16 protein-coding genes and 2 pseudogenes are annotated in these 20,997 nt (G+C 66.9%); 8 read left to right on the top strand and 10 right to left on the bottom strand.

Features of this window, described 5'->3' with window-relative positions; translation table 11 throughout:
- Positions 1–107 precede the first annotated feature (107 nt).
- Positions 108–476: a DUF4902 domain-containing protein gene (locus RQP53_RS20225; protein WP_491572052.1), complete on the top strand. Its 369-nt coding sequence runs from the start codon at positions 108–110 to the stop codon at positions 474–476.
- A gap of 77 nt (positions 477–553) precedes the next feature.
- Here RQP53_RS20225 and RQP53_RS20230 read toward each other — a convergent pair whose 3' ends face one another.
- From RQP53_RS20230 to RQP53_RS20245, 4 genes are all read right to left on the bottom strand, one after another.
- Entirely contained in the window at positions 554–1,744 is a 1,191-nt protein-coding gene (locus tag RQP53_RS20230) for an ABC transporter permease (protein WP_315652502.1), read from the bottom strand.
- Complete coding sequence (locus RQP53_RS20235) at positions 1,741–2,541, bottom strand: ABC transporter ATP-binding protein (protein WP_315652503.1); 801 nt, start codon at positions 2,539–2,541, stop codon at positions 1,741–1,743. Before RQP53_RS20235 ends, RQP53_RS20230 begins: the two co-directional genes overlap by 4 nt.
- A complete protein-coding gene (locus RQP53_RS20240; protein ID WP_315652504.1) occupies positions 2,538–4,025 on the bottom strand; it encodes an alpha/beta fold hydrolase in 1,488 nt (495 codons plus the stop codon). Before RQP53_RS20240 ends, RQP53_RS20235 begins: the two co-directional genes overlap by 4 nt.
- A 104-nt stretch (positions 4,026–4,129) precedes the next feature.
- On the bottom strand, positions 4,130–4,585 hold the full coding sequence (locus RQP53_RS20245) for a MaoC family dehydratase (RefSeq protein WP_315652505.1): 456 nt from the start codon (positions 4,583–4,585) through the stop codon (positions 4,130–4,132).
- A 123-nt stretch (positions 4,586–4,708) separates the two neighbouring features.
- Between RQP53_RS20245 and gstA the strand changes: the two genes are divergently transcribed.
- Positions 4,709–5,317: a glutathione transferase GstA gene (gene gstA, locus RQP53_RS20250; protein WP_315652506.1), complete on the top strand. Its 609-nt coding sequence runs from the start codon at positions 4,709–4,711 to the stop codon at positions 5,315–5,317.
- A 48-nt stretch (positions 5,318–5,365) separates the two neighbouring features.
- On the opposite strand, the gene RQP53_RS20255 is transcribed toward gstA, so the two are convergent.
- Positions 5,366–6,958, bottom strand: coding sequence for a thioredoxin family protein (locus RQP53_RS20255; protein ID WP_315652507.1), 1,593 nt, complete (start codon positions 6,956–6,958; stop codon positions 5,366–5,368).
- Between the two features lie 170 nt (positions 6,959–7,128).
- Here RQP53_RS20255 and RQP53_RS20260 point away from each other — a divergent pair, with 170 nt between their 5' ends.
- On the top strand, positions 7,129–7,824 hold the full coding sequence (locus RQP53_RS20260) for a DNA alkylation repair protein (RefSeq protein WP_315652508.1): 696 nt from the start codon (positions 7,129–7,131) through the stop codon (positions 7,822–7,824).
- Here RQP53_RS20260 and RQP53_RS20265 read toward each other — a convergent pair.
- Positions 7,821–8,738, bottom strand: a complete 918-nt coding sequence (locus RQP53_RS20265) for a DMT family transporter (RefSeq protein WP_315652509.1) — start codon at positions 8,736–8,738, stop codon at positions 7,821–7,823. The genes RQP53_RS20260 and RQP53_RS20265 overlap by 4 nt on opposite strands.
- 101 nt (positions 8,739–8,839) lie before the next feature.
- Positions 8,840–10,141: a DUF4397 domain-containing protein gene (locus RQP53_RS20270; RefSeq protein ID WP_315652510.1), complete on the bottom strand. Its 1,302-nt coding sequence runs from the start codon at positions 10,139–10,141 to the stop codon at positions 8,840–8,842.
- Between the two features lie 226 nt (positions 10,142–10,367).
- Between RQP53_RS20270 and RQP53_RS20275 the strand changes: the two genes are divergently transcribed.
- The 3 genes from RQP53_RS20275 (at position 10,368) to RQP53_RS20285 (ending at position 15,615) form a co-directional block, all read left to right on the top strand.
- Positions 10,368–12,419 carry an NADPH-dependent 2,4-dienoyl-CoA reductase gene (locus RQP53_RS20275; RefSeq protein ID WP_315652511.1) on the top strand — a complete coding sequence of 684 codons (2,052 nt, stop codon included), beginning with the start codon at positions 10,368–10,370 and terminating at the stop codon, positions 12,417–12,419.
- 151 nt (positions 12,420–12,570) lie between these two features.
- Positions 12,571–14,868: an EAL domain-containing protein gene (locus RQP53_RS20280; RefSeq protein WP_315652512.1), complete on the top strand. Its 2,298-nt coding sequence runs from the start codon at positions 12,571–12,573 to the stop codon at positions 14,866–14,868.
- A gap of 87 nt (positions 14,869–14,955) precedes the next feature.
- Complete coding sequence (locus tag RQP53_RS20285; protein WP_315652513.1) at positions 14,956–15,615, top strand: phosphatase PAP2 family protein; 660 nt, start codon at positions 14,956–14,958, stop codon at positions 15,613–15,615.
- On the opposite strand, the gene RQP53_RS20290 is transcribed toward RQP53_RS20285, so the two are convergent.
- Positions 15,587–15,763: a hypothetical protein gene (locus RQP53_RS20290; RefSeq protein WP_315652514.1), complete on the bottom strand. Its 177-nt coding sequence runs from the start codon at positions 15,761–15,763 to the stop codon at positions 15,587–15,589. The genes RQP53_RS20285 and RQP53_RS20290 overlap by 29 nt on opposite strands.
- Before the next feature lie 143 nt (positions 15,764–15,906).
- Positions 15,907–16,380, bottom strand: a complete 474-nt coding sequence (locus RQP53_RS20295; protein ID WP_315652515.1) for an Lrp/AsnC ligand binding domain-containing protein — start codon at positions 16,378–16,380, stop codon at positions 15,907–15,909.
- Positions 16,381–16,483: 103 nt separating this feature from the next.
- Here RQP53_RS20295 and RQP53_RS20300 point away from each other — a divergent pair.
- Together RQP53_RS20300 and RQP53_RS20305 are read left to right on the top strand one after the other, a co-directional pair.
- Positions 16,484–19,414: pseudogene (locus RQP53_RS20300) on the top strand (L-glutamate gamma-semialdehyde dehydrogenase); the annotation flags it as partial.
- Between the two features lie 147 nt (positions 19,415–19,561).
- Positions 19,562–20,086 (top strand): annotated as a pseudogene (locus tag RQP53_RS20305) (aldehyde dehydrogenase family protein); the annotation flags it as partial.
- 86 nt (positions 20,087–20,172) lie between these two features.
- Here RQP53_RS20305 and RQP53_RS20310 read toward each other — a convergent pair.
- Positions 20,173–20,856: a nitroreductase family protein gene (locus tag RQP53_RS20310; protein WP_315652516.1), complete on the bottom strand. Its 684-nt coding sequence runs from the start codon at positions 20,854–20,856 to the stop codon at positions 20,173–20,175.
- Positions 20,857–20,997 lie beyond the last annotated feature (141 nt).

The raw sequence follows: 20,997 nt of genomic DNA on the forward strand, positions 1-20,997 counted from the left end.
GTGATATCCCTGACAAACTTTACAGCTGGCGGCAGCAGTTGGCTGCAGCACACTCCGTTACCAGGCGCTTGACGGCGACCTGCCCTCCCACTTTGTACTTTTAATTGATGACCCCTGCCTGGATTGTCTACGCATGGCCTCGCGTTTTGTGTCAGGCCGAACGCTTATCTGGGCTTCATTTTGCCCATTTGAGCACGCGAGTGTTGGCAACAGGTGACGATCAGCGTCCTTTTGTCGGGCAAACCCTATGGTCTGGCGAGAGTGAGCAGGGCGCAGCGGGGCTGGCCTGGGACTGGGTTTTTCTGCCCTATGGTGTGGTTGCCCTGGTCGACCCCCTGTCCTTGGTGACGAATCTGCAATTCCTCAGCGCTGACGGAGAAGTGCTAGCGCCGATGGAGTCGGTGCGCCAGCTCAATGAGATCGTTCACAGCCTGCCCTGGCAGCATGAGGTGCAGCGCCGGCTGAGTTCGCATTGAAGCGCTTCATCAGCGCGAATGCAAAAAGGGCCAAGGCGGTCAGCCTCGGCCCTTTTGCTTTTTCTTTTGACGACTGCTTAGCGTGCCACGGCGCTGCGCATGGAGCGCGCCACATAGATCAATGCCAGCACAGTCAGTGTGCTGCCGACCAGCACCGAGGGCAGCAGCTTGGCTGTGGTCAAGGCCTCACCCTTGAGTACCAGCATCATCAGCGTGTTCTGGGCAAGACCTGGCACCCACAGGTACCAATTGGCCTCGCCGCCAGGATTCAGCATGCTGACCATGGGCGCCAGGCTGACCAGCGTCATGATGATGGTGCTGCTGGCCTGTGCCTCCTTGAAGGTCTTGCTGCGAATCGCCACGGCCATCAGCAAGGCGCTCATGCTGGCTGCTAGGGGCAATTGCAATAGCAGGCAGCGAATCACTTCGCCCCACCCGAACTGGAACATGGCCTGCAGGCTGTCGCTCCTGATCATCAGCTGGGCCGGGATGAAGCTGAGGTTGGCCAGCAGTGCGACTGCCATGCCCAGCAGTGCCACCGCGCCCCACTTGCCTATCACCACGGCCATATGCGGCGCCGGATTGAGCAGCAGCGGCTCCAGCGAGCCACGTTCGCGCTCGCCGGCGGTGCTGTCCAGCGCCGCAGTCAGCGCGCCATAAAGCACCGCCATGATGATGAACATCGGCACGATGCCGGTCAGCCGGGTCGCTCGGGCCTGGGCGCTGGCCAGATCGCGCTCTTCGATCATCACCGGCTGCAGCAGATTGGCGTCGACGCCGCGTAGCGCCAAGCCCAACCTCGAGCGCTCGCTGGAGAAGCCCTGCAGAAGGCGATTCAGCGTGCCGACGCCGGCCGCGGCACGCTGGTTGGCGCTGTCCGAGACCAGCTCCAGCGTCGGCTGTTCGCCTTGCTGCAACTCGCGCTCGAAGTCCTTGCCAATCACCAGCACCGGCTCAAGCAGGCGGGTGGCGCGCAGCTGGGCTTCGAAGTCGGCTGGCGCCGCCTTGATCGTGTAGGTCTGGCGCTCAAGGTAGTTGCGTAGCGTGGGTGCATGCTCGATGCCAACGATATGGATTTCGCGCTTGTCGGCACGGTCTTCCAGCGATGCGATCAGGCCCGACAAGGCGCTGAGCAGGAAGGGGCCCATCAGCACGGCGGGAATCAGCAGGCGCAGCAGCGTGCGCCGGTCGCGCAGCGCGTCGACGATTTCCTTGCCGAGAACGACCAGCAGCTGGCGCATGAAGGAGGGGGTGTTCAAGGCGTTCATGCCAGTGCCTCCGCAGTGGCGGGGATGGATGGCTTGAAGGCCAGGCGGACAAAGGCATCCTCGAAGCGCGACTCACCGGCCTGGGCCAGCAACTCTGGCACGGAGCCGCGGGCCGCCGCGCGACCAGCGGCGACGACGACGACCTGATCACACAACAGCTCAACCTCCTGCATGATGTGCGTGGACAGCACGATGCACTTGCTGCCGCCAGCGGGTGAGCGCAAATGGCGCAAGGCCTCGCGCAGGCCGCGGGTGGCCAGCACGTCGAGGCCGTTGGTCGGCTCATCGAGCACGATATTGGCCGGATCGTGGACCAGTGCGCGGGCCAATGCTGTCTTCATCCGTTCGCCCTGGCTGAAACCATCACAGCGGCGGTCGAGGATGGACTTCATGTCGAGCAGCTCGGCCAGCAGCTCGGCGCGGGCATTGGCGACCTCGCGCTCCATGCCTTGCAAGCGGCCGAAATAGATGATGTTCTCGCGCGCGGACAAGCGCGGGTAGAGCCCATGCGCGTCGCCCAGGATGCCCATCCGCGCCAGCGCAGCGCCTGGCTGCTTGAGCACGTCGATGTCGTCGACCCTGATGCTGCCGTGATCGGGTTGCAGCAGGCCGCCCAGCATGCGCAGCGTGGTGGTCTTGCCGGCGCCATTGGCACCAAGCAGGCCGGTGATCATGCCGTTGCCGGCCTGAAAGCTGATCCCGTCCACGGCTTGCACGACGCGTTCGGCAGCGCGCTTGAGCAGTGTGCCGCCGCTGCGGCTGACGAAACGCTTGGAGAGTTGTTCGATGGCGATCATGGCTGAACCTCGGAAAGCTGTTGCGGCAGGTAGGCCCCAGGGCGGGGCATCTGGGCGGCGCAGCCGGCATCGACCTTGAGCGCTTCGGCGTCCTCGCGGGCATCGATGAAGCGGAACATCTGATCGCGCATACAGCCCAGCGTCAGCACGCCATGGCCGGAGGCGGGCACGACCAGATGCTTGGCCAGCGCGCCCAGGGCGGCTTTTGCGCGCTCGCCATGGCGCGGTGGCGTGACCGGGTCGGCGCCGCCGCTGAGTAGCAACACCGGCGTCCGGGCCGGCGGCATCGTGTAGAAGGCTGGCTGCACCTCACCGCGGGGCCAGGTCTTGCACACCTCGGTGTAGAGCTCGATATCGTTGCGGCCGATGTCGGCGCCGGGTAGGTCCCGGCTCTGCGACAGGCGCGGCATGTCCTCGGCGCAGACGACCGAGAAATGCATGCCGGTGGCCATGCGGCTACCGCGCCCGCTGGCCAGCACACCGGACAGGCCCAGCAGCCCTTCGAAGCGGCCGGCGCTGGCCGCCTGGATGGCGGCGGGCAAGCCCGAGGCGATTACCGGCATGTACAGCGGCGAGCGCACCGCATTGAGCACGGCGCTGCGGTGCAGCGTCAGCTGCTGCGGTTCACCGGTGCTGGGGTGCGCAAGGCTGATCTGTCGCGGCAGGCTGGCCAGCAGGGCACGCCACTGCTCGCGCAGCCGTGGGTAGCGGGCCTGGCAAGCGCTCTCCTTCTCGCAGGCTGCAAACACCGCGTCGAGTGCGGCCTGAATGTCGCTCGAAGTGCTGGCCGGCAAGACCATGTCCGGCGGGGCCACGCCATCGATCACATTGCGTCGCACATGCTCGGGGAACTGACGCTGGTACTCCAGCGCCGCCCGGGTGCCATAGGAGGCGCCGTAGAGGTTCCATTGCGCAACGCCCAACTGGTCGCGCACGGCGTCGAAATCCTGCATCGCGATGCTGGTCGTGAAGAAGCGTAGATCACCATAGGGCAGCTTCTCCAGGCTCTCGCGGCATTGTTGCAAGCGCTGCAGCTGCAGCTGCTGATTGAGGCCTTCGGCCAGCGGCAGCTTGCTTTCGTCAGGGCACATCAATGGCGCCGATTTGCCGGTGCCGCGCTGGTCGATCAGCACGATATCGCGCCGGTTGTTCAGTCGCGACAGCCGCGGCAACACGCTACCGGCCAGCGAGATCGCACTCTGGCCGGGGCCACCAGCCAGCACCAGCACCGGGTCGGGCTGCTTGTTGCGCGCCATCGCTGGCGCGATGACGTAGTGCACATCGATTTGCGTGCCCTGTGGCCTGGCCGGATCCAGTGCGCGCTTGAGTACGCCGCATTGCAGCTCGGTCGGCACGCCGTCGATGCGACAGGGCGTTGTCGATGCTGGGACCGTTGCTGCCGCCGCAGCGGCCTGGCCGGTGATCATGGCGACCATGGCGAAGGCCAGCAGCCGGGTCGGCTGTCGCCTGCTTGCTCTGAACATATCCGTCTTCCTTGAACGCTGGTGCGGGCGGATTATGGTCAGGGCGCGGGCGTGCGCGCCCGGGCAATGTCCCGAATGGTGGCGCAGGGCGCTGGACGGCGGAATCAGCCGGGCGGATGGCGCAAGCCGAACATGCCCCATCCCTCCATCGTCATCACCGTCTCGCCATGTTGATTGCCAACCTCCCAGCGCGAACGCACCAGGCCGATCTGCGGCCGACTCTGGCTTTGCCTCGTCTCAAGGATGTGCATGCGCACGCTCAGGGTGTCGCCGGGGCGCACCGGCTTGAGCCAGCGGATGTTGTCGAGGCCGGGCGAACCCTGGCTGGTCGAGTCCAGCAGGTAGGCGTCGCACATCATCCGCATCGTCATCGCGCAGGTGTGCCAGCCGCTGACCGATAGCCCGCCCAGCACCGAGGCCTCGGCGGCGGCCTCGTCCAGGTGCAGCGGCTGCGGGTCATAGGCAGCGGCGAAGGCCAGGGCCTCCTCGCGGTCGACCAGGCGCGAGCCGAAACTCAGCACCTGGCCAACCTCAAAATCTTCAAAGGCTTTCTTGCTCATGGCGGAGGTTCTAGCACAGCCGTTGGCGCGGCGCCGCTGCAAGCTTTCTCGTTCCGGCGTATCGTTTTGGCTTCCGCGCGGCCAGCCGCCGCAATCTCGCTCTCATGTTCAAGGGATATCAAGATGAAGCTCTACTACAGCCCTGGCGCCTGCTCACTGTCGCCGCATATCGTGCTGCATGAGTCCGGCCTGAAGTTTGAAACCGTGCTGGCCAGCACCAAGACGCACAAGCTGCAGGACGGCACCGATTACTACACGATCAACGCCAAGGGCTATGTGCCGCTGCTGGAACTGGCCAATGGCGACCGCTTGTCCGAAGGCCCCGTGATCGTCCAGTACATCGCCGATCTGGTGCCCGAGAAGCAACTGGCGCCGGCCAATGGCAGCTGGCCGCGTTACCGCTTGCAGGAGTGGCTGAACTTCATCACCACCGAGTTGCACAAGGGCTTCTCGCCGCTGTTCAATCCGGCCATGCCTGAGGAAGCCAAGGCGCTGTTCCGCGCCAAGCTGCTGGAGCGTTTCAAGTGGGTGGACGCCGAGCTGGAAGGCCGCAGCTATCTGATGGGCGAGCAGTTTACGGTCGCCGATGCCTATCTGTTCACCGTCAGCAACTGGGGCCAGCACGTCGGGGTCGACATCTCCGGCTTCGCCCATCTGGCCGCCTACCGCGGCCGTGTGGCGGCCCGTCCGGCGGTGCAGGCGGCGATGAAGGCCGAAGGCCTGCTGAAGTAAGAAAGGCCGCCCCAGGGCGGCCTTTTTCATGCTCAGCCAGGCGTGGCCTCAGGCCTTCTTGGCCGGCGCCTTGACCAGGCTTTCGCAGGTCTCGCGCTGCTTGTCGGCCGTGTCGACCTTGGCGCAGATGCCGTCGAGCTGGGTCTTCAGCCGGGCCAGCACGGCGTCGTGCTGGCCCTTGTCATTCCACTTGGCCAGGCTGCTGCCCACCTTTTGCAACGAACGCGCACTGCGCTCGTAGAAGGAACCCTTGTCCTGCGCGGCCTCGTTGAACAGCTGCGCGGCAATCTTTTCGATCTTGGCACTGTCCTGCGGTGCCAGCTCGACCAGGGCGCCGAAATAGCCCGAGCCCCACTGCAGCCGGGTGGCCGGACCTTCGCTCTTGTTGAAGGCCTCTTCGTACCACTTCAGCGCCTCGTCCTTGCGGCCCTGCTTCTTGGCATTGCCGCCCAACTGGCTCATCAGGTAGTAGGGCGAATGGCTTTTGGACAGGCTGGCCTTGAGCAGCTCGTCGCTGTCCTTCCACTGGCCGGCATGACCGAGCAGATAGGCGACCTGGGTGATGACGGCCTGGCGCTCGTAGCCATCGGTGATCTCCTTGTCCAGCCTCACAGAGGTGTCCTTGACCTCCTTCAGCAGCGCCGCATTCAGCTTGGGCTGGGTGCTGTCCTTGGGCTGGTCGACGCGGGCCAGGTCCACGCGAGCGACCAGGGCCGACAGGCGATCGGCGCGCGACAGCGTGGCATCGGCCTCGAAGCGCTTCAGCGCGGTCTCATACAGCGCGATCAACGCGTTGCGTTCGGCGCCGGCGGTGGGCGCCAGGCTGCGCACGATGTCGCTGGCGCCGTAGTTCAGCGAGTCGACCTGGGCACGGGCGTCGGCCGCGTTGCCCAGCAGTGCACGGACACGGGTCTGCAGCGCGGCGTCGACCTTCAGGCTCTTGCCATCGGCGTTGGCCGCCAGGGCCTTCAACCACAGCCGGGTGCCGGTTTCGGCGTCGGCACCCTGGCTGGCCGCAGCCAGCTGGGCCAGCAGGCCGGGGCGCTCGGCGGCGGGCACCAGCTGTTGCTCATCGGTGTCCCAGGAGTAGAAGCCCAGCAGCTTCCACTCATTGGCGCTCAGCTTCTTGCCGGCGCGGGCGTCGGCCAGCACGTTCTTGATCGGGCGGCCGCCGGCCAGGCCCAGCTGCAGCACCTTCAGTACCTGCGGCGCATCGGCCTCGCCGGGCAGCCGGGTCAGCTCCTGGCCTTCGGGGCTGAACAGAATCATTGTCGGGTAGCCACGCACCTTGAAGCGGGTGCCCAGCTTCTGGGCGCCGGGCAGGTCGCCATCGATATGCACGGCGACGAAGGCGCGCGACTGCTCGATGAAGTCCTGCCGGTTGAACAGCGTGGCCTTGAGCTGGTTGCACGGCGGGCACCACTTCGCACCCCAGTACAGCAGCACCGGCTTCTTCTCGCTGCGCGCCTGCGCAAAGGCCTTTTCCACATCGCTGTCGCCGGCCGCTTCCTGCCAGCTGACGCTGGCCACCGGCGCGGTGGCATGGGCTTGCTGCAGCGGTGCCAGCAGGGCCAGCGAAATCAGGCTGGCGCTGGCCAGCGAAGACAGGCGCAGACCGCGCAGGGTGGAGCTAGGCGTCATGATGGTGTGGCGCCGGACACCCTTGTGAGGCCGTGGCGCGGTGCAGTTGCGAAAACGTGCATTTTGCGCCCAAGCGCCGGCGCCGGCCTATGCGGGACTTGCCCCAGCATATGCAGTTCGCGCAGAAGCGGCGCATCGCCCCTGTCGAAGGTCATAGACTGCGCGGCAGCATGAAGCGCTCCCTTTACCCCGAGCTATCCAGCCGTCTGCACATGGCACAGGCGGCGCTGCAAGCCCATGCCCGGCCCGAGCAGCTGGCGGCAATGCGTGGCTTTGCGATGAGCGGCGACAACCGCCTTGGCGTCGCGGTGCCGGTCTTGCGCCAGCTCGGCAGGCAATTCGGGCCCGACCACGAACTGGCCCTGGCGCTGTGGGACAGCGACGTGCCCGATGCCCGCATCCTGGCCAGCCTGCTGGCCGAGCCGGCGCGCCTCAGCCGGGCCGAGATGGATCACTGGGTGGCCGGCATGCAGGCCTGGGATGTCTGCGATCAGGCCTGCTTGAACGCCTTCCGACGTAGCCCGCTGGCCTGGGAGCTGGTGCCGGCCTGGGCCGCGCAGCAGCCGGAATTTGTGCGCCGCGCCGGCTTTGCCTTGCTGGCGGTGCTGGCCGTGCACGACAAGCAGCGCGGCGATGCCGACTTTCTGGACCGCCTGCCGCTGATTGCCGCGGCCGCTGACGATGAGCGCAATTTCGTCAAGAAGGCGGTCAACTGGGCCTTGCGTCAGATCGGCAAACGCAATGCGGTCTTGCGCGAGGCGGCCATCGACACGGCCGGCGCTCTGTGTGAGCGGCCCGAGGCCAGCTCACGCTGGATAGGACGCGATGCGCTTCGAGAGCTGCGTGGCAAGGCCCGGCAGGGTTAAGGCTTGATCGGATGGTGCGCACTGAACTGCGCCCAGGCCACGCCCGCCAGCGTCAGCGCCGCGCCGCCGAGCTTGATGGCGGTAAACGATTCACCACCGGCCAGCCAGGCGGCTGCCCCGGCGATCGGCGGCATCAGATAGATCAGCGGTGCGGTACGGGCCACGCCGCGATGCGCATTGACCCAGCCCCAAGCGAGCCAGCTTAGAAAGCCGATGCCGACGATGGCCCACAGCGCCCCCAGCCAGAGCAGCGGGCTGACGGCGGTCCAATCGACCGCCCAGGCCGCTGGGGCGGTGAACAGCAGCACCGGCACACTGGCCATCAGGCTGGCATAGCCCATCACCAGCGCCGCGCCATGGCGCTCGATCAGCGGCTTGGCGGCCACCGTGTAGTAAGAGAACAGCGCGGCGGCCAGCAGCAGCACCAGATCGCCACCGCTGGCGCGCCAGTCGGCGGCCAGCAGCTTGTCCGACATGAAGAGCAGGGCACCGCCTGCGGCCAGCGCGATGCCGCCCAGCTGGCTGCGGCCCAGCCGCTCCAGCCCATAGGCGCGCAGGATCAGCAGCGTGAACACCGGCCCGCAAGCCAGCAGCACCGAGCTGGAAAACGGCGTGGACCAGTGCACGCCGTAGCTGGACAGGGCCAGGTGCAGACCTTGGCCCAAGAGGCCCAGCCGAGCCAAGGCCCAGAGTTCGCTGCGCGGCAGCCGGGGCCAGCGCCAGCCATGACGGTGAACCAACATCGCCGCCACCAGCACAGGCATCAGCGCAAAGCGCAGAAACAGAAAGCCAGCCGGCTGCATGGCCTTCAACAAGGCCTTCTGCAGCGGGAAGTTCAGGCCCCAGGCCAGCACGATCAGCAGCCCCAGCTGCAGGGCCTGCTTTGATCGATGCTGGGCAGTTGTTGTGGACATGGCTTGCATCTTGTTGGCGTTGTCGGGCGCTAGGGACGAAAAAAAGCCCCGCAGTGCGGGGCTTTCGTCTTGATTCGGTGACGCGTCAAGCGCCAGGCCGATCAGCGTTCCTTCTTCAGCTGGACGACCGGCTTTTCGGCGCTGCCCATCGCGTACAGCACATAGACGCCACCTTGCGGAATGTTGGTCAGGCTGGCGGTCCAGATCGGCACGGCCGACAGCGGCGAGCTCAGCGAGAAGTTCGACGCCGTGGTGGTGCTGACCAGATTGGCCAGGCCCGATTGCGTGCCGGGGTCGACGTTGTCCAGCACCGAGCTGAAATCAGCGGTCAGGCTGATGCCGGCATTCAGGTTGGCCATGGCGTTGATCACGCGCACGGTCGAAGTGCCGGCGATCGTTGGCAGGCGGTTGTTGTCAGTCAGCAGGCTGACCTTGGGCGCATTGGCTTCGCCCCAAACCAGCACGCTGTAGTCGCCGCCCTTGGCCAGCGTCGGCGTCGTGACCGGCAGGTCGATGCCATTGACGGTCAGCTTGACGGTGGCGCCGGTCGGGTCGACGGCGGTCTTGTAGCCGCCGATGATGGGCGTGGCGATGGCGTTCAGCAGGTCGTACTTGACGCCGCCGGCCGTCACATTACCGACCACGGTGGCACTGGCCGGCAGAGCGGCGATCACGCGCACGCGGGCACTACCGTTGTCGTACTTGGCAACAGCACCTTGCTGCTTGGCCAGCATGGCATTGACCAGATTGCCGCCGGGCGTGGCGGTCACGATCAGCGACTGCACGGTGGCCGAGTCCAGCGTGATGGACGGGATGTCCAGGCGCAGATCAGCCTTGTTGCCGTAGCCGGTCAGGCGCACGCGGTAGGTGCCGGAATTGATCGTGTTGTAGCCGCTGCTGCTGCCACCGGCCAGGCCGGAAGTCAGCGGCGTGGCGTTGTCCAGCGAGTCATTGGCGCTGGTCAGATAGACGTCCAGCGCGCCGGCATCGGCGGCCAGATTCAAGACCAGCAGCTTGCTCTTGCCGCTGTCCGGGTTGGCTTCGGTTTCTTGCAGCAACTGGGTGCGCACGGCGCCTTGCCAGCCATAGGCAATGACGGCGTAGTTGCTGTCACCGGCCAGTGTCGGCGTGCTGGAGGTCAGCGTCGTGCCGGCGCCGGTGGCCAGCACTTGTGTGGCGGTGGCGCTGGTGCTGATGGACGCGTAGCTGCCGACCGAGCCATAGGCCACCGCGCTGTTGACGGACTTGCTGTCAACCGTCATGTCCAGCGAGGCATAGCCGACGCTGGCATTGAGCAGGCGCACATTGGTGTTCGCACTGCTGCTGCCGCCGCCGCTACCGCAGGCGCTCAGCAAGGCGCCGCTCGCAATGGCGAGCACCGTCGCCCAAGTCGTGAATCTCATCAAAACCTCTCCAGTTTCATTACGCAGTGACCTTGCACTTCGGCCGAGAGTGGATCAGATAGAAGTTGCGCTGACTCGTCTCGACGTTGCTGCATTGTAAATAGATGTTACCGCTCGCTCGGTTTATAGGCGGACACCTCCAAACGCAGTATCGGGCAAGGCGGCTGCGATTCGCGGCGCTAGCATCAAGCCCGCCTCGAAAAACCATCAACAAGAGAGACATCCGATGGCCTACCCTCATCTGCTGGCGCCGCTGGACCTGGGCTTCACGACGCTGAAAAACCGCGTGCTGATGGGCAGCATGCACACCGGCTTGGAAGACTCGCGCAAGCACTTCGAACGGATGGCGGCCTACTTCGCCGAGCGTGCGAAGGGCGACGTCGGCCTGATCGTCACCGGCGGTTTCGCACCGAATATCGAGGGCTGGGCCAAGCCCTTTGCCGGCACGCTGGCCACCAGCGGCGCGGCCAGGCGGCACCAGACCATCACCGGCGCGGTGCATGCCGAGGGCGGCAAGATCGCGCTGCAGATCCTGCACACCGGCCGCTATGGCTACCACCCGCTGTGCGTGGCGCCGTCGAAGATCCAGTCGCCGATCTCGCCGTTCACGCCGCGCGAGCTGTCGGCCCGCGGCATTGAGCGGCAGATCCGCGCCTTTGTGCGCTGCGCCAAACTGGCTCGCGAGGCCGGCTATGACGGCGTCGAGGTGATGGGCTCGGAAGGCTATTTCATCAACCAGTTCCTGGTCAGCCACACCAATCAGCGCAGCGACGCCTGGGGCGGCAGCTACGAGAACCGGATGCGCCTGCCGCTGGAGATCCTCACGCGGATGCGCGAGGCCGTCGGGCCCGACTTCATCATCATCTACCGGCTCTCGATGCTGGACCTGATCCCCAATGGCAGCAGCTGGGACGAGGTGCTGCAGTTGGCCCGCGGCGTCGTCAAGGCCGGCGCCACGCTGATCAATACCGGCATCGGCTGGCATGAGGCGCGCATCCCGACCATTGCCACCTCGGTGCCACGTGCCGGATTTGCCTGGGTGACGCAGAAGCTGCGCGCGCAACTGCGTGCCGAGGGCATCACCACGCCGCTGATCACCAGCAACCGGATCAACACGCCCGAGGTGGGCGAGCAGGTGCTGGCCGATGGCAGCGCCGACATGATCAGCATGGCCCGGCCCTTCCTGGCCGATGCCGACTTCGTCAAGAAGGCCGCCCAAGGCCGGGCCGACGAGATCAACACCTGCATCGCCTGCAACCAGGCCTGCCTGGATCACACCTTTGCGCAAAAGATCTCCAGCTGCCTGGTCAACCCGCGGGCGGCGCACGAGACCGAGCTGCGCATCGTGCCGATCAAGGCCGCGGCCAAGCGTGTTGCCGTCGTCGGCGCCGGCCCGGCTGGTTTGGCTGCGGCAACGACGCTGGCCGAGCGCGGCCATCGCGTCGAGCTCTTCGATGCGGCGGCCGAGATTGGCGGCCAGTTCAATCTGGCCAAGCGCATTCCCGGCAAGGAAGAGTTCCAGGAGACGCTGCGCTACTTCGGCCGCCGCATCGACACCACCGGCGTGCAGCTGCGGCTGAACCAGCGCGTTGGCGTCGATCAGCTCAAGGGCTTCGATGAGGTTCTGCTGGCCACCGGCGTGACGCCGCGCAATCCACGCATCAAGGGCCAGGACGAGGGCGAGGCCCGGGGTCAGGTCTTGAGCTATATCGAGGTGCTGCGCCGTACCAAGCCGGTGGGCCAGCGCGTCGCCATCGTTGGCGCCGGCGGCATTGGCTTCGACATCGCCGAATTCCTGCTGGAGGATGGCCATTCGCTGACGCTGGACCCGGCGGCCTGGCGGCGCCACTGGGGCGTTGGCGATCCCGAGGCGGTGCTGGGCGGCCTGCTGGCCCCGGCCCCGGAGGCGCCGAACCGACAGATCACGCTCTTGCAGCGCAAGGCCGGCAAGCTCGGCGCCGGCCTGGGCAAGACGACCGGCTGGATCCACCGCGCGGCGCTGAAGATGAAGCAGGTCGAGATGCTGGGCGGCGTCAATTACGAGGCGATCACACCGGAGGGTCTCTGGGTGAGCTATGGCGAGAAGCATGCCGACACCCAGCTGATTGCCGCCGACACCATCGTGCTGTGCGCCGGTCAGGAGCCGCTGCGCGAATTGCAGGCACCGCTGCAGGCTGCCGGCGTCAGCGTCCATTTGATCGGCGGGGCCCTGGAAGCGGGCGAATTGGACGCAAAACGTGCAATCTTGCAGGGAACCCGGCTCGCCGCGTCCCTGTAAACCCTAGTCAGTATCAAGCCGGGTCGCGACACTCCCGATAGGTCGAGAACGAGGGAACGCCCGCAGCCGTTCGAGGCGCTCGACAGATCAATGACATGGCAGCCGTGCCTACCAGGCGGGTGCTTGCCGTGACGCACAAGGTTGGGGATCCATGAGCTTGATGCTGCATCGACTGGGCCGGTCCGGAGGGACGCTGAGCCTGGCACTGTACGGACTGTTCTTGCTATCGCGGCCCGCCGTGGCCGCCACGCCGCCAGATCTCGCCAGCCGCTGGAATGCCGATCCGGCGCTGATGGGCCTGGCTTTGCTGTGCGTGGTGGGCGGCATTGCCATGGGCCTGGTGCTGAGCCTGGCCTACAGCCAGCGCATGCGCCTGCGCCGCCGCCGCGAGGAGCTGCAGCGCTTGCGCCGCGATCGCGCCAAGCTGCGTGCGCTGCTCAACGCCATCCCCGACCCGATGTTCTTCAAGGATGCGCAGGGCGCCTATGAAGGCTGCAACCCGGCGTTTGAAATCTGTGTCGGCCGGTCCGAGACCCAGCTGCTGGGCCACAAGGATGAAGAGCTGGGCCAGCCGCTGGAATGGACCCGCGCCAGCAGCGATGCGCGCCGGCTCAGCTGGGTGCAGGGCAGCGATGGCCAGCGCCAATGCCTGGACGTGGTGCAGACCGAGGTCTTCGATGAGGACTGCTACCTGGGCCGCGTGGCCATTGCCCGCGATGTGACGCAGCTGCAGCAGGCCACCGAGCAGGCCCGCCGCGCCGCCACTGTGTTCGAGCATTGCGGCGAGGGCATTTTGGTCACCGATGCCGGCTTGCTGATCCAGGACGTCAACCCGGCGCTGTGCGCCATCACCGGCTTCGCCCGCGAGGAGCTGCTGGGTCAGACCGCGCGGCTGTTCCGCGATGGCGAGCAGGACCCCGAGCAGCTCAAGCAGCTGTGGGCGGCGCTGGACCGCGAAGGCAAATGGAGCGGCGAGCTGTCCTGCCGCAACAAGGCCGGCGACGCCGTGCCGCTGTGGGCCACCGTCGTCAAGGTCGAGGCCGAACAGGCGCAGGGCGGCCTGCACTACCTCAGCGTGCTGACCGATATCTCGCGCATCAAGGCCACCGAGGCCGAGCTCTTGCACCAGTCGCTGCACGACAAGCTGACCGGCCTGCCCAATCTGGCCCTGCTGCGCGATCGCATCGCCCACCAGATCGGCCTGGCCCAGCGCGACCAGACCTGCGTGGCCGTGCTCTATATCGATCTGGACGGCTTCCGCGACGTCAACGACATTGCCGGCCATGCGGCGGGCGATGAAGTGCTGCGCACCGCCTCGCAGCGCTTCAACAATGTGGTGCGGGCCAGCGATTCGGTCGCGCGCGTCGGCGCTGACGAGTTCGTCGTCGTGCTCTCGGGCCTGGTCGACGAAGAGACGGCGATGCGCCTGGGCGATCGGCTGATCCAGGCGATGGACGAGCCGGTGCTGGTCGGCCAGCAGCGCTTCAATGTGGGTGCCAGCATCGGCCTGGCGCTGTTCCCGGCCGATGGTGTCGATGTTGACGAGCTGCTGCGCAATGCCGAGGCGGCGATGTGTCGCGCCAAGGTCAGCGCCCGCAATACCGTGCAGGCCTACCGGCCGGAGCTGACGCTGGCCGTGCAGCAGCGCTTCGAGCTGACCCATGCGCTGCGCCATGCCAACGAGGCGGCCCAGTTCCGTTTGGAATACCAGCCCCAGGTGCGGCTGTCCGATGGCGCACTGGTTGGCGCTGAGGCCCTGCTGCGCTGGCGCCACCCAACCCGCGGGCCGATCTCGCCGGCCGAGTTCATCCCGCTGGCCGAAGACACCGGCCTGATCATCCCGATCGGCCGCTGGGTGCTGGAGCAGGCCTGCGCCCAGGCGGCGCGTTGGCAGGGCCAGCCGGGCAAGCCGCAGCAGATCGCCGTCAATGTCTCGGCGCGCCAGATGCGCCAGCCGGACTTCATCGAGACGGTCGACTACATCTTGGCGCTGACCGGCTGCCCGCCGCGCGCGCTGGAGCTGGAGGTGACCGAAAGCCTGCTGCTGGAAGACGCCGAACAGGCCATCAACCTGCTCAGCCAGCTGGCCCAGCGCGGCGTGCGGGTGGCGATCGACGATTTCGGCACCGGCTATTCCTCGCTGTCCTATCTGAAGCGGATGCCGGTGCAGACGCTGAAGATCGACCGCAGCTTTGTCCAGGAACTGGGCAGCGATGCCAACGTCGCCGCCATCGCCCGCACGGTGATCGTGCTGGCGCGCAGCCTCAACCTGGACGTGCTGGCCGAAGGCGTGGAAACCGCCGAGCAGGCCGCCTGGCTGAAGCGCGAGGGCTGCGACTGGGCCCAGGGCTGGCTCTATGGCCGGCCGATGCCGGCCGAGGACTTTGTGCTGCCAGCGCTTGAACTGCCGGCGCGTAAGGCGCAAATCAAGCACCTGCAGCTGGCCTGAGGCGCCGGCGTGCGTGGCACCGGCCAGATACAAAAAGCACACACAGGCTTCACGGTGGCCCCGGACGCGTGAACTAAGCTGCGCGCCATGTTTGAAACCCTGCATTCCCCGTCCGCCCTGTTCTGGCCTTTGCTGACCCGCCTCGGTGAGGCGCAAATCCTGCTGCCGCTGAGCCTGGTGGCGGCGCTATGGCTGGGCCTGCGTGCCGGTCAGGCGGCGCTGGCGCGGCGCTGGATGTTGGCGCTGGCGGCGGCCGTGGCGCTGACCACGCTGTCCAAGCTCGCCTTCATGGGCTGGGGACTGGGCATTGCCGCGCTGGACTTCACCGGCTTCTCCGGCCATTCGATGTTTGCTGCAGCCACACTGCCGATGCTGGCCTCTGTGGCTTCGCTGGGCCGGCGCGGCCATGGTCAGGCGGCCTGGCTGGGCCTTGGGCTGGCGGCGCTGGTGGCTGTTTCGCGTGTTCAGGTGAGTGCACACTCGCCGTCTGAAGCGCTGGCTGGCTTTGCTTTGGGCGCCTTGGCCAGCTTATATGCCTTGCGATTGGCTGGTCCTTCCAGCCTGCGCGTGCCGCTCTGGTTGCCGCTGGGCGTGCTGGCGATGCTGATCAGCCTGCCTTTTGCCGCGCCGCGGTCACGGACCCACGACTGGGTGACTGCACTGAGCCTGCAGCTCTCCGGCCGCAGCCAGGCGTTCACCCGGGCCGATCTGCACCGGCTCAATGCAGCGCCGGTACAACCGGTCTGAACGAGTCGAAGCTCAGCTGCAGCGGCCAGGGCAGTTCGGCGACCAGCAAGCCTTGGCGCAAATCCAGGCTGGACTGGAACCAGCTGCTGTCGGCGATGGCATCCAAGGGCTGCGGGGCAGGCTCGGTGTGGCAGGCGGCTTCTGACATGAACGGCACTCCTGATGAAGAATCCGATGCCAGCAGTTTTGGCGCTGTGCCGCCAGGTCGCCATCACCTGCAAAGTGGAATCACTGGGGGCCGGGCCGACCCTCTCCCCCCGCGCATCCCCCTTCGCGGCGCCGGGCTCCCCCTCAAATGGGGAGCGCCGTGGTGTTCTTCACCTCTTCCATCACCGCATAGGTGCGGGTCTCGCGCACGCCGGGCAGGGTCCAGATCACGCTGCCAATGAATTCACGGTAGGCGCTCATATCGGAGACGCGGGTCTTCAGCAGGTAGTCAAAGCCACCGGCGACCAGATGGCACTCCAGGATCTCGGGCCGGGCCTGGACGGCGGCCTTGAAGTTGTCCATCACGTCCTGCACGGTGCGGTCGAGCAGGATCTCGATGAAGACCAGCATGGCCGCACCCAGCTTGGCCGGGTTCAGTCGGGCCTCGTAGCCGAGGATGTAGCCCTCGCGGGTCAGCCGCTTGACGCGTTCCAGCACCGCGGTGGCCGAGAGATGCACCGCCTCGGCCAGTTTCAGATTGGAAATGCGCCCATCCTGCTGCAGCACGCGCAGAATGCGCTGGTCGATCTTGTCCAGTCCGGTGTCTTCATCGCTCATGGTGAATCTTTCGCTACTGCTTGGCCGATGATCTGAATTTAATTCATCGGGCAAGCGAATAAAGTGCCGGGCTTCACTACTGTGTCTCTTTTTGGGGATGCCCATGACCGCCTTTGCCCTGAGCCCTGAATACGCCCGCCTGCCGGACCCCTATCGCGACGAACTGCCGGTGGTGCAGGCCCTGGCGGCCGAACTCAGTGCGGGCCTGGACTGGCCGGCCGTGATCGACACGGCCACACCCTGGGTCGAGCAGGTGCGCAACAACCCGGCGCCGTTCTGGGCGATGGAGTCGCTGCTGCGCGAGTACCCGATCAGCAGCGCCGAGGGCCTGGCCCTGATGCGCCTGGCCGAAGCCCTGCTGCGTGTGCCCGATGCGCCGACCGCCATCGCGCTGACCGCCGACCAGCTCGGCCGCGCCTCCTTTGACGGCGCCTCCGAAGGCCCGCACAAGATGTTCGCCAGCCTGTCGGCCACGGCGATCTCGCTGTCCAAGAAATTCCTGCCCGATGCCGAAGGCAGCGGCGGCCTGCTGACCCGCCTGGGCGCACAGACGGTGGTCGGCGCCACGGTGCGCGCGATCCAGCTGCTCGGCCGCCAGTTCGTGCTGGGCCGCAATATCCGCGAGGCCATGCAGGAGGCCGACAGCGCCCGCAAGGCGCAGCCGCAGCTGAGCTTCTCCTACGACATGCTGGGCGAGGGCGCCCGCACCGAGCACGATGCGCGCCGCTACCACGCCGCCTACGTCGGTGCGATCGAGGCCATCGCCGGCGGCGCCAAGGCCAGCTCGCCGCAGACGGCTGATGGCATCTCGATCAAGCTGTCCGCGCTGTTTACCCGTTATGAGGTGCTGCAGCGCGAGCGCGTGTTTGCCGAGCTGCTGCCGCGCGTCTGGGTGCTGATCGAGAAGGCCGCGCAGGCCAATATCAATCTGACCATCGATGCCGAGGAAGTCGACCGTCTGGAGATCTCGCTGGACCTGCTCGATGCGCTGGCACAGCGCATCGCCACGCATTTCCCGCAGTGGACCGGCTTTGGCCTGGCCGTGCAGGCCTATCAGACCCGCGCGCTGCAGGTGGTGCACGAGGTGGCCGCCATCGCCCGCAAGCATGGCCTGAAGTTCATGGTGCGCCTGGTCAAGGGCGCGTACTGGGACGGCGAAATCAAGCGCGCCCAGGAAAACGGCCTGGCCGCCTACCCGGTGTTCACGCACAAGCAGCACACCGATGTCTCCTACCTGGCCTGCGCCCGGGCGCTGATCTCGCACGCCGATGTGATCTACCCGCAGTTCGCCAGCCACAACGCCGGCACCATTGCCGCCATCGTCCAGATGGCGCGCAAGGCCGGTGCCAAGTTCGAGATGCAGCGCCTGCATGGCATGGGCGAGGGCGTCTATCGCGAGGTGCTGAAGGACGGCAGCATTCCCTGCCGCGTCTATGCACCGGTCGGTGAACACCGCGACCTGCTCGCCTATCTGGTGCGCCGCCTGCTCGAGAACGGCGCCAATTCCTCGTTTGTGCACCAGCTGGCCGATGTCAACGTGGCGCCGACCGAGCTGCTGGCCTCGCCGCTGGCGCAGATCCAGTCTCATGTCGCGTTGCCGCTGCCGCTGGCACTGTTCCAGGATGAGCAGGGCCGCGGCCGGGCCAACTCGGCCGGTGTTGATCTGACCGTGCTGGCGCAGCGTCAACCGCTGTTGCAGGCGCTGCAGCAGCATGAGCCGCAGCCGGTGGCCGAGGCCACGGCAGACGAGATCGATGCCGCCATGGCCCGCCTGCAGGCTGGCTTTGCAGGCTGGAACGCCACAGCAGTGAGCGAGCGCGCCGCCGTGCTGCGCCGCGCCGGCGATCTGCTGCAGGCCCGCCTGCCCGAGTTCTGCGCGCTGCTGGTCAAGGAAGCCTACAAGACCCAGGCCGACTGCGTGGCCGAAGTCCGCGAAGCCATCGATTTCCTGCGTTATTACGCCGACCAGGCCGAGAGCGAGGCCCCGCGTATGCAGGGCCGTGGCGTGTTCGTCTGCATCTCGCCGTGGAACTTCCCGCTGGCCATCTTTGCCGGCCAGGTCGTCGCCGCGCTGGTGACCGGCAACACCGTCGCCGCCAAGCCGGCCGAGCAGACGCCTTTTGTGGCGCTGAAGATGGTTGAGCTGCTGCACGAAGCCGGCGTGCCGGCCGATGCGCTGGTGCTGCTGCACGGCGCTGGCGAAACCGTCGGTGCCCGGCTGGTGGCCGCGGCGCAGACGGCGGGTGTCTGCTTCACCGGCTCGACCGTGGTGGCGCAAATCATCAACCGCACGCTGGCTGCCAAGGACGGCAGCGAGATCGTGCCGCTGATCGCCGAAACCGGCGGCATCAATGCGATGGTGGTCGATTCGACGGCGCTGCCCGAGCAGGTCGTCGACGCCGTGGTGCAAAGCGCCTTCCGTTCGGCCGGCCAGCGCTGCTCGGCGCTGCGCCTGCTGTGCGTGCACGAAGGCATTGCCGAGGGCGTGATCGAGATGATCAAGGGCGCGGTGCAGGAGCTGTGGGTTGGCCGTCCGGCCGATCTGGCCACCGATGTCGGCCCGGTGATCGACGACGAGGCTTATCAAGGCATCGCCGCCAATGTCGAGCGTCTGAAGCGCGAGGCCACGCTGATCGCCGAAGGCCCGGTGCACGATGCCGTGCCGCGTCTGATCCGCCCGATCGCCTTCGAGATCAAGAGCGTTGCCGATCTGAAGCAGGAAATCTTCGGCCCGGTGCTGCATGTGCTGCGCTGGAGCGGCGAGGTCGATGCGGTGATCGAGCAGATCAATGGCCTGGGTTATGGCCTGACGCTGGGCATCCAGACCCGCATCGACAGCCGCGCGCTGCGTCTGGCCGAGCAGGCCCGCATCGGCAATGTCTACGTCAACCGCAACATCATCGGCGCCGTCGTCGGCGTGCAGCCCTTTGGCGGTGAAGGCCTGTCGGGCACCGGCCCCAAGGCGGGTGGCCCGAACTATCTGTGGCGCTTCTGCGCCGAGCCGCAACGCGGTGCCGTGCATGCGGCCGCCGCTGCCGTCGAAGTCAGCGCTTCGGCCCAGCGCCCCGATCTGGCCGCCGCCGTGGCCGCCCAGCACGCCTGGAACGACCAGGCCCTGGCCGACCGCGTGGCCTTGCTGCGCCGGGTGGCCGAGAGCCTGGACAACGGTGCCGTCGCCTCGTTGCGCGCTCATGCCCAGCAGGCCGAGCATGGCCTGCAAACCCAGGCGCTGCCCGGCCCCACCGGTGAGAGCAATGAGCTACGCCTGCATGGCCGCGGCGTGATCGCCGTGCTGGCCCAGGGCGCCACACCGGCCGAGATCCATGCCGCCATCGCCGCCGCCGTGGTGGCCGGAAATGCCGTCGTGCTGCTGGGCGCCGACAACAGCGAGCGCCTGCGCGAAGTCTGGCTGCGCGCCGGCCTGCCGGCCGCGCTCTTGAGCCTGCAGCCCGGCGACAACGGCACCCAGAACGCGCTGCTGGCCGATGCGCGGCTGGCCGGCGTCTGCCTGGCCGGCGCCGCCAACAGCAGCGGCCGTGCCGTGCTGCGTCAGCTGGTGGCCCGCCCCGGCGCCATCCTGCCGCTGATCAGTGCTGCCGAGGTCGCCAATCCGCGTCAGCAGTACCGCTTTGCTGCCGAGCAGACGCTGACCATCAACACCGCGGCCGCTGGTGGCAATGCGGCTTTGCTGGCCGGCCTGCACTGATCTCATCACCACGCGTCTCCTGCGTGTGAACTTGGGCCCGGCACTGCCGGGCCTTCTTTTTGCTCATCCGCGTTGCGCTGCAGGCGCTACAACCAGCTGCTGATCACCTCCAGCGGCTTCTTGATGCCACCGTGCACCGGCACCTGGCAGCCGGGCTTGGGGTAGCCGACGACCAGCAGGATGACCGGCTTTTCGTTGTCCGGGCGGCCGCAGAGCTTGTTCAGAAAGCCCATCGGGCTGGGCGTGTGGGTCAGCGTGGCGAGGCCGGCGTCGTGCAGGGCGCTGATCAGGAAGCCGGTGGCGATGCCGACGGACTCGGGCACGTAGTAATGGCTGAAGCGCTCGCCCTGGGCGTCGATGCCGTACTTCTGCGCAAAGATGCAGATCAGCAGCGGCGCTTCCTCGAGGAAGGGCTTGCTGGCGTCGGTGCCCAGCGGGGCCAGCGCGCGCAGCCATTCCTCGGGCGCGCGGCCGCTGTAGAAGGCGCGTTCCTCTTCCTCGGCCTCGGCGCGGATGCGCGACTTGATCGCCGGGTCGCTGATGACGGCGAAATGCCAGGGCTGCTGGTTGGCGCCCGAGGGCGCCGTGCCGGCGGCGAGCAGGCAGTGCTCGATCACCTCGCGGGGCACCGGACGGCTGTCGTAGTCGCGCACGGTGCGGCGGCGGCGCAGTTGTTCGTAATGGGCCAGCGCGCGGTCGCGCATCTGGTCCTGCGGCATTTCCTGGTAGCCGTTCAGCGGCTCCATGGCCGGTTGCTGTGTGGTGCTCATGAGCTCCTCCGTAAGTGATGGCCCTCCGCCAGCCTGCCGGCTCTCTAACCTGTTTGTGACAGGCCGGGCGGCGATGGCGGGCGCAAGGATAGCGCTACCGCGGCACTTCGGCCATTGGCAGCAACACGGGGAGCGGGGCCG

Origin of the sequence: Roseateles aquae (assembly GCF_032337115.1) — a bacterium.
Classification (GTDB): Bacteria; Pseudomonadota; Gammaproteobacteria; order Burkholderiales; family Burkholderiaceae_C; genus Roseateles_C; species Roseateles_C aquae.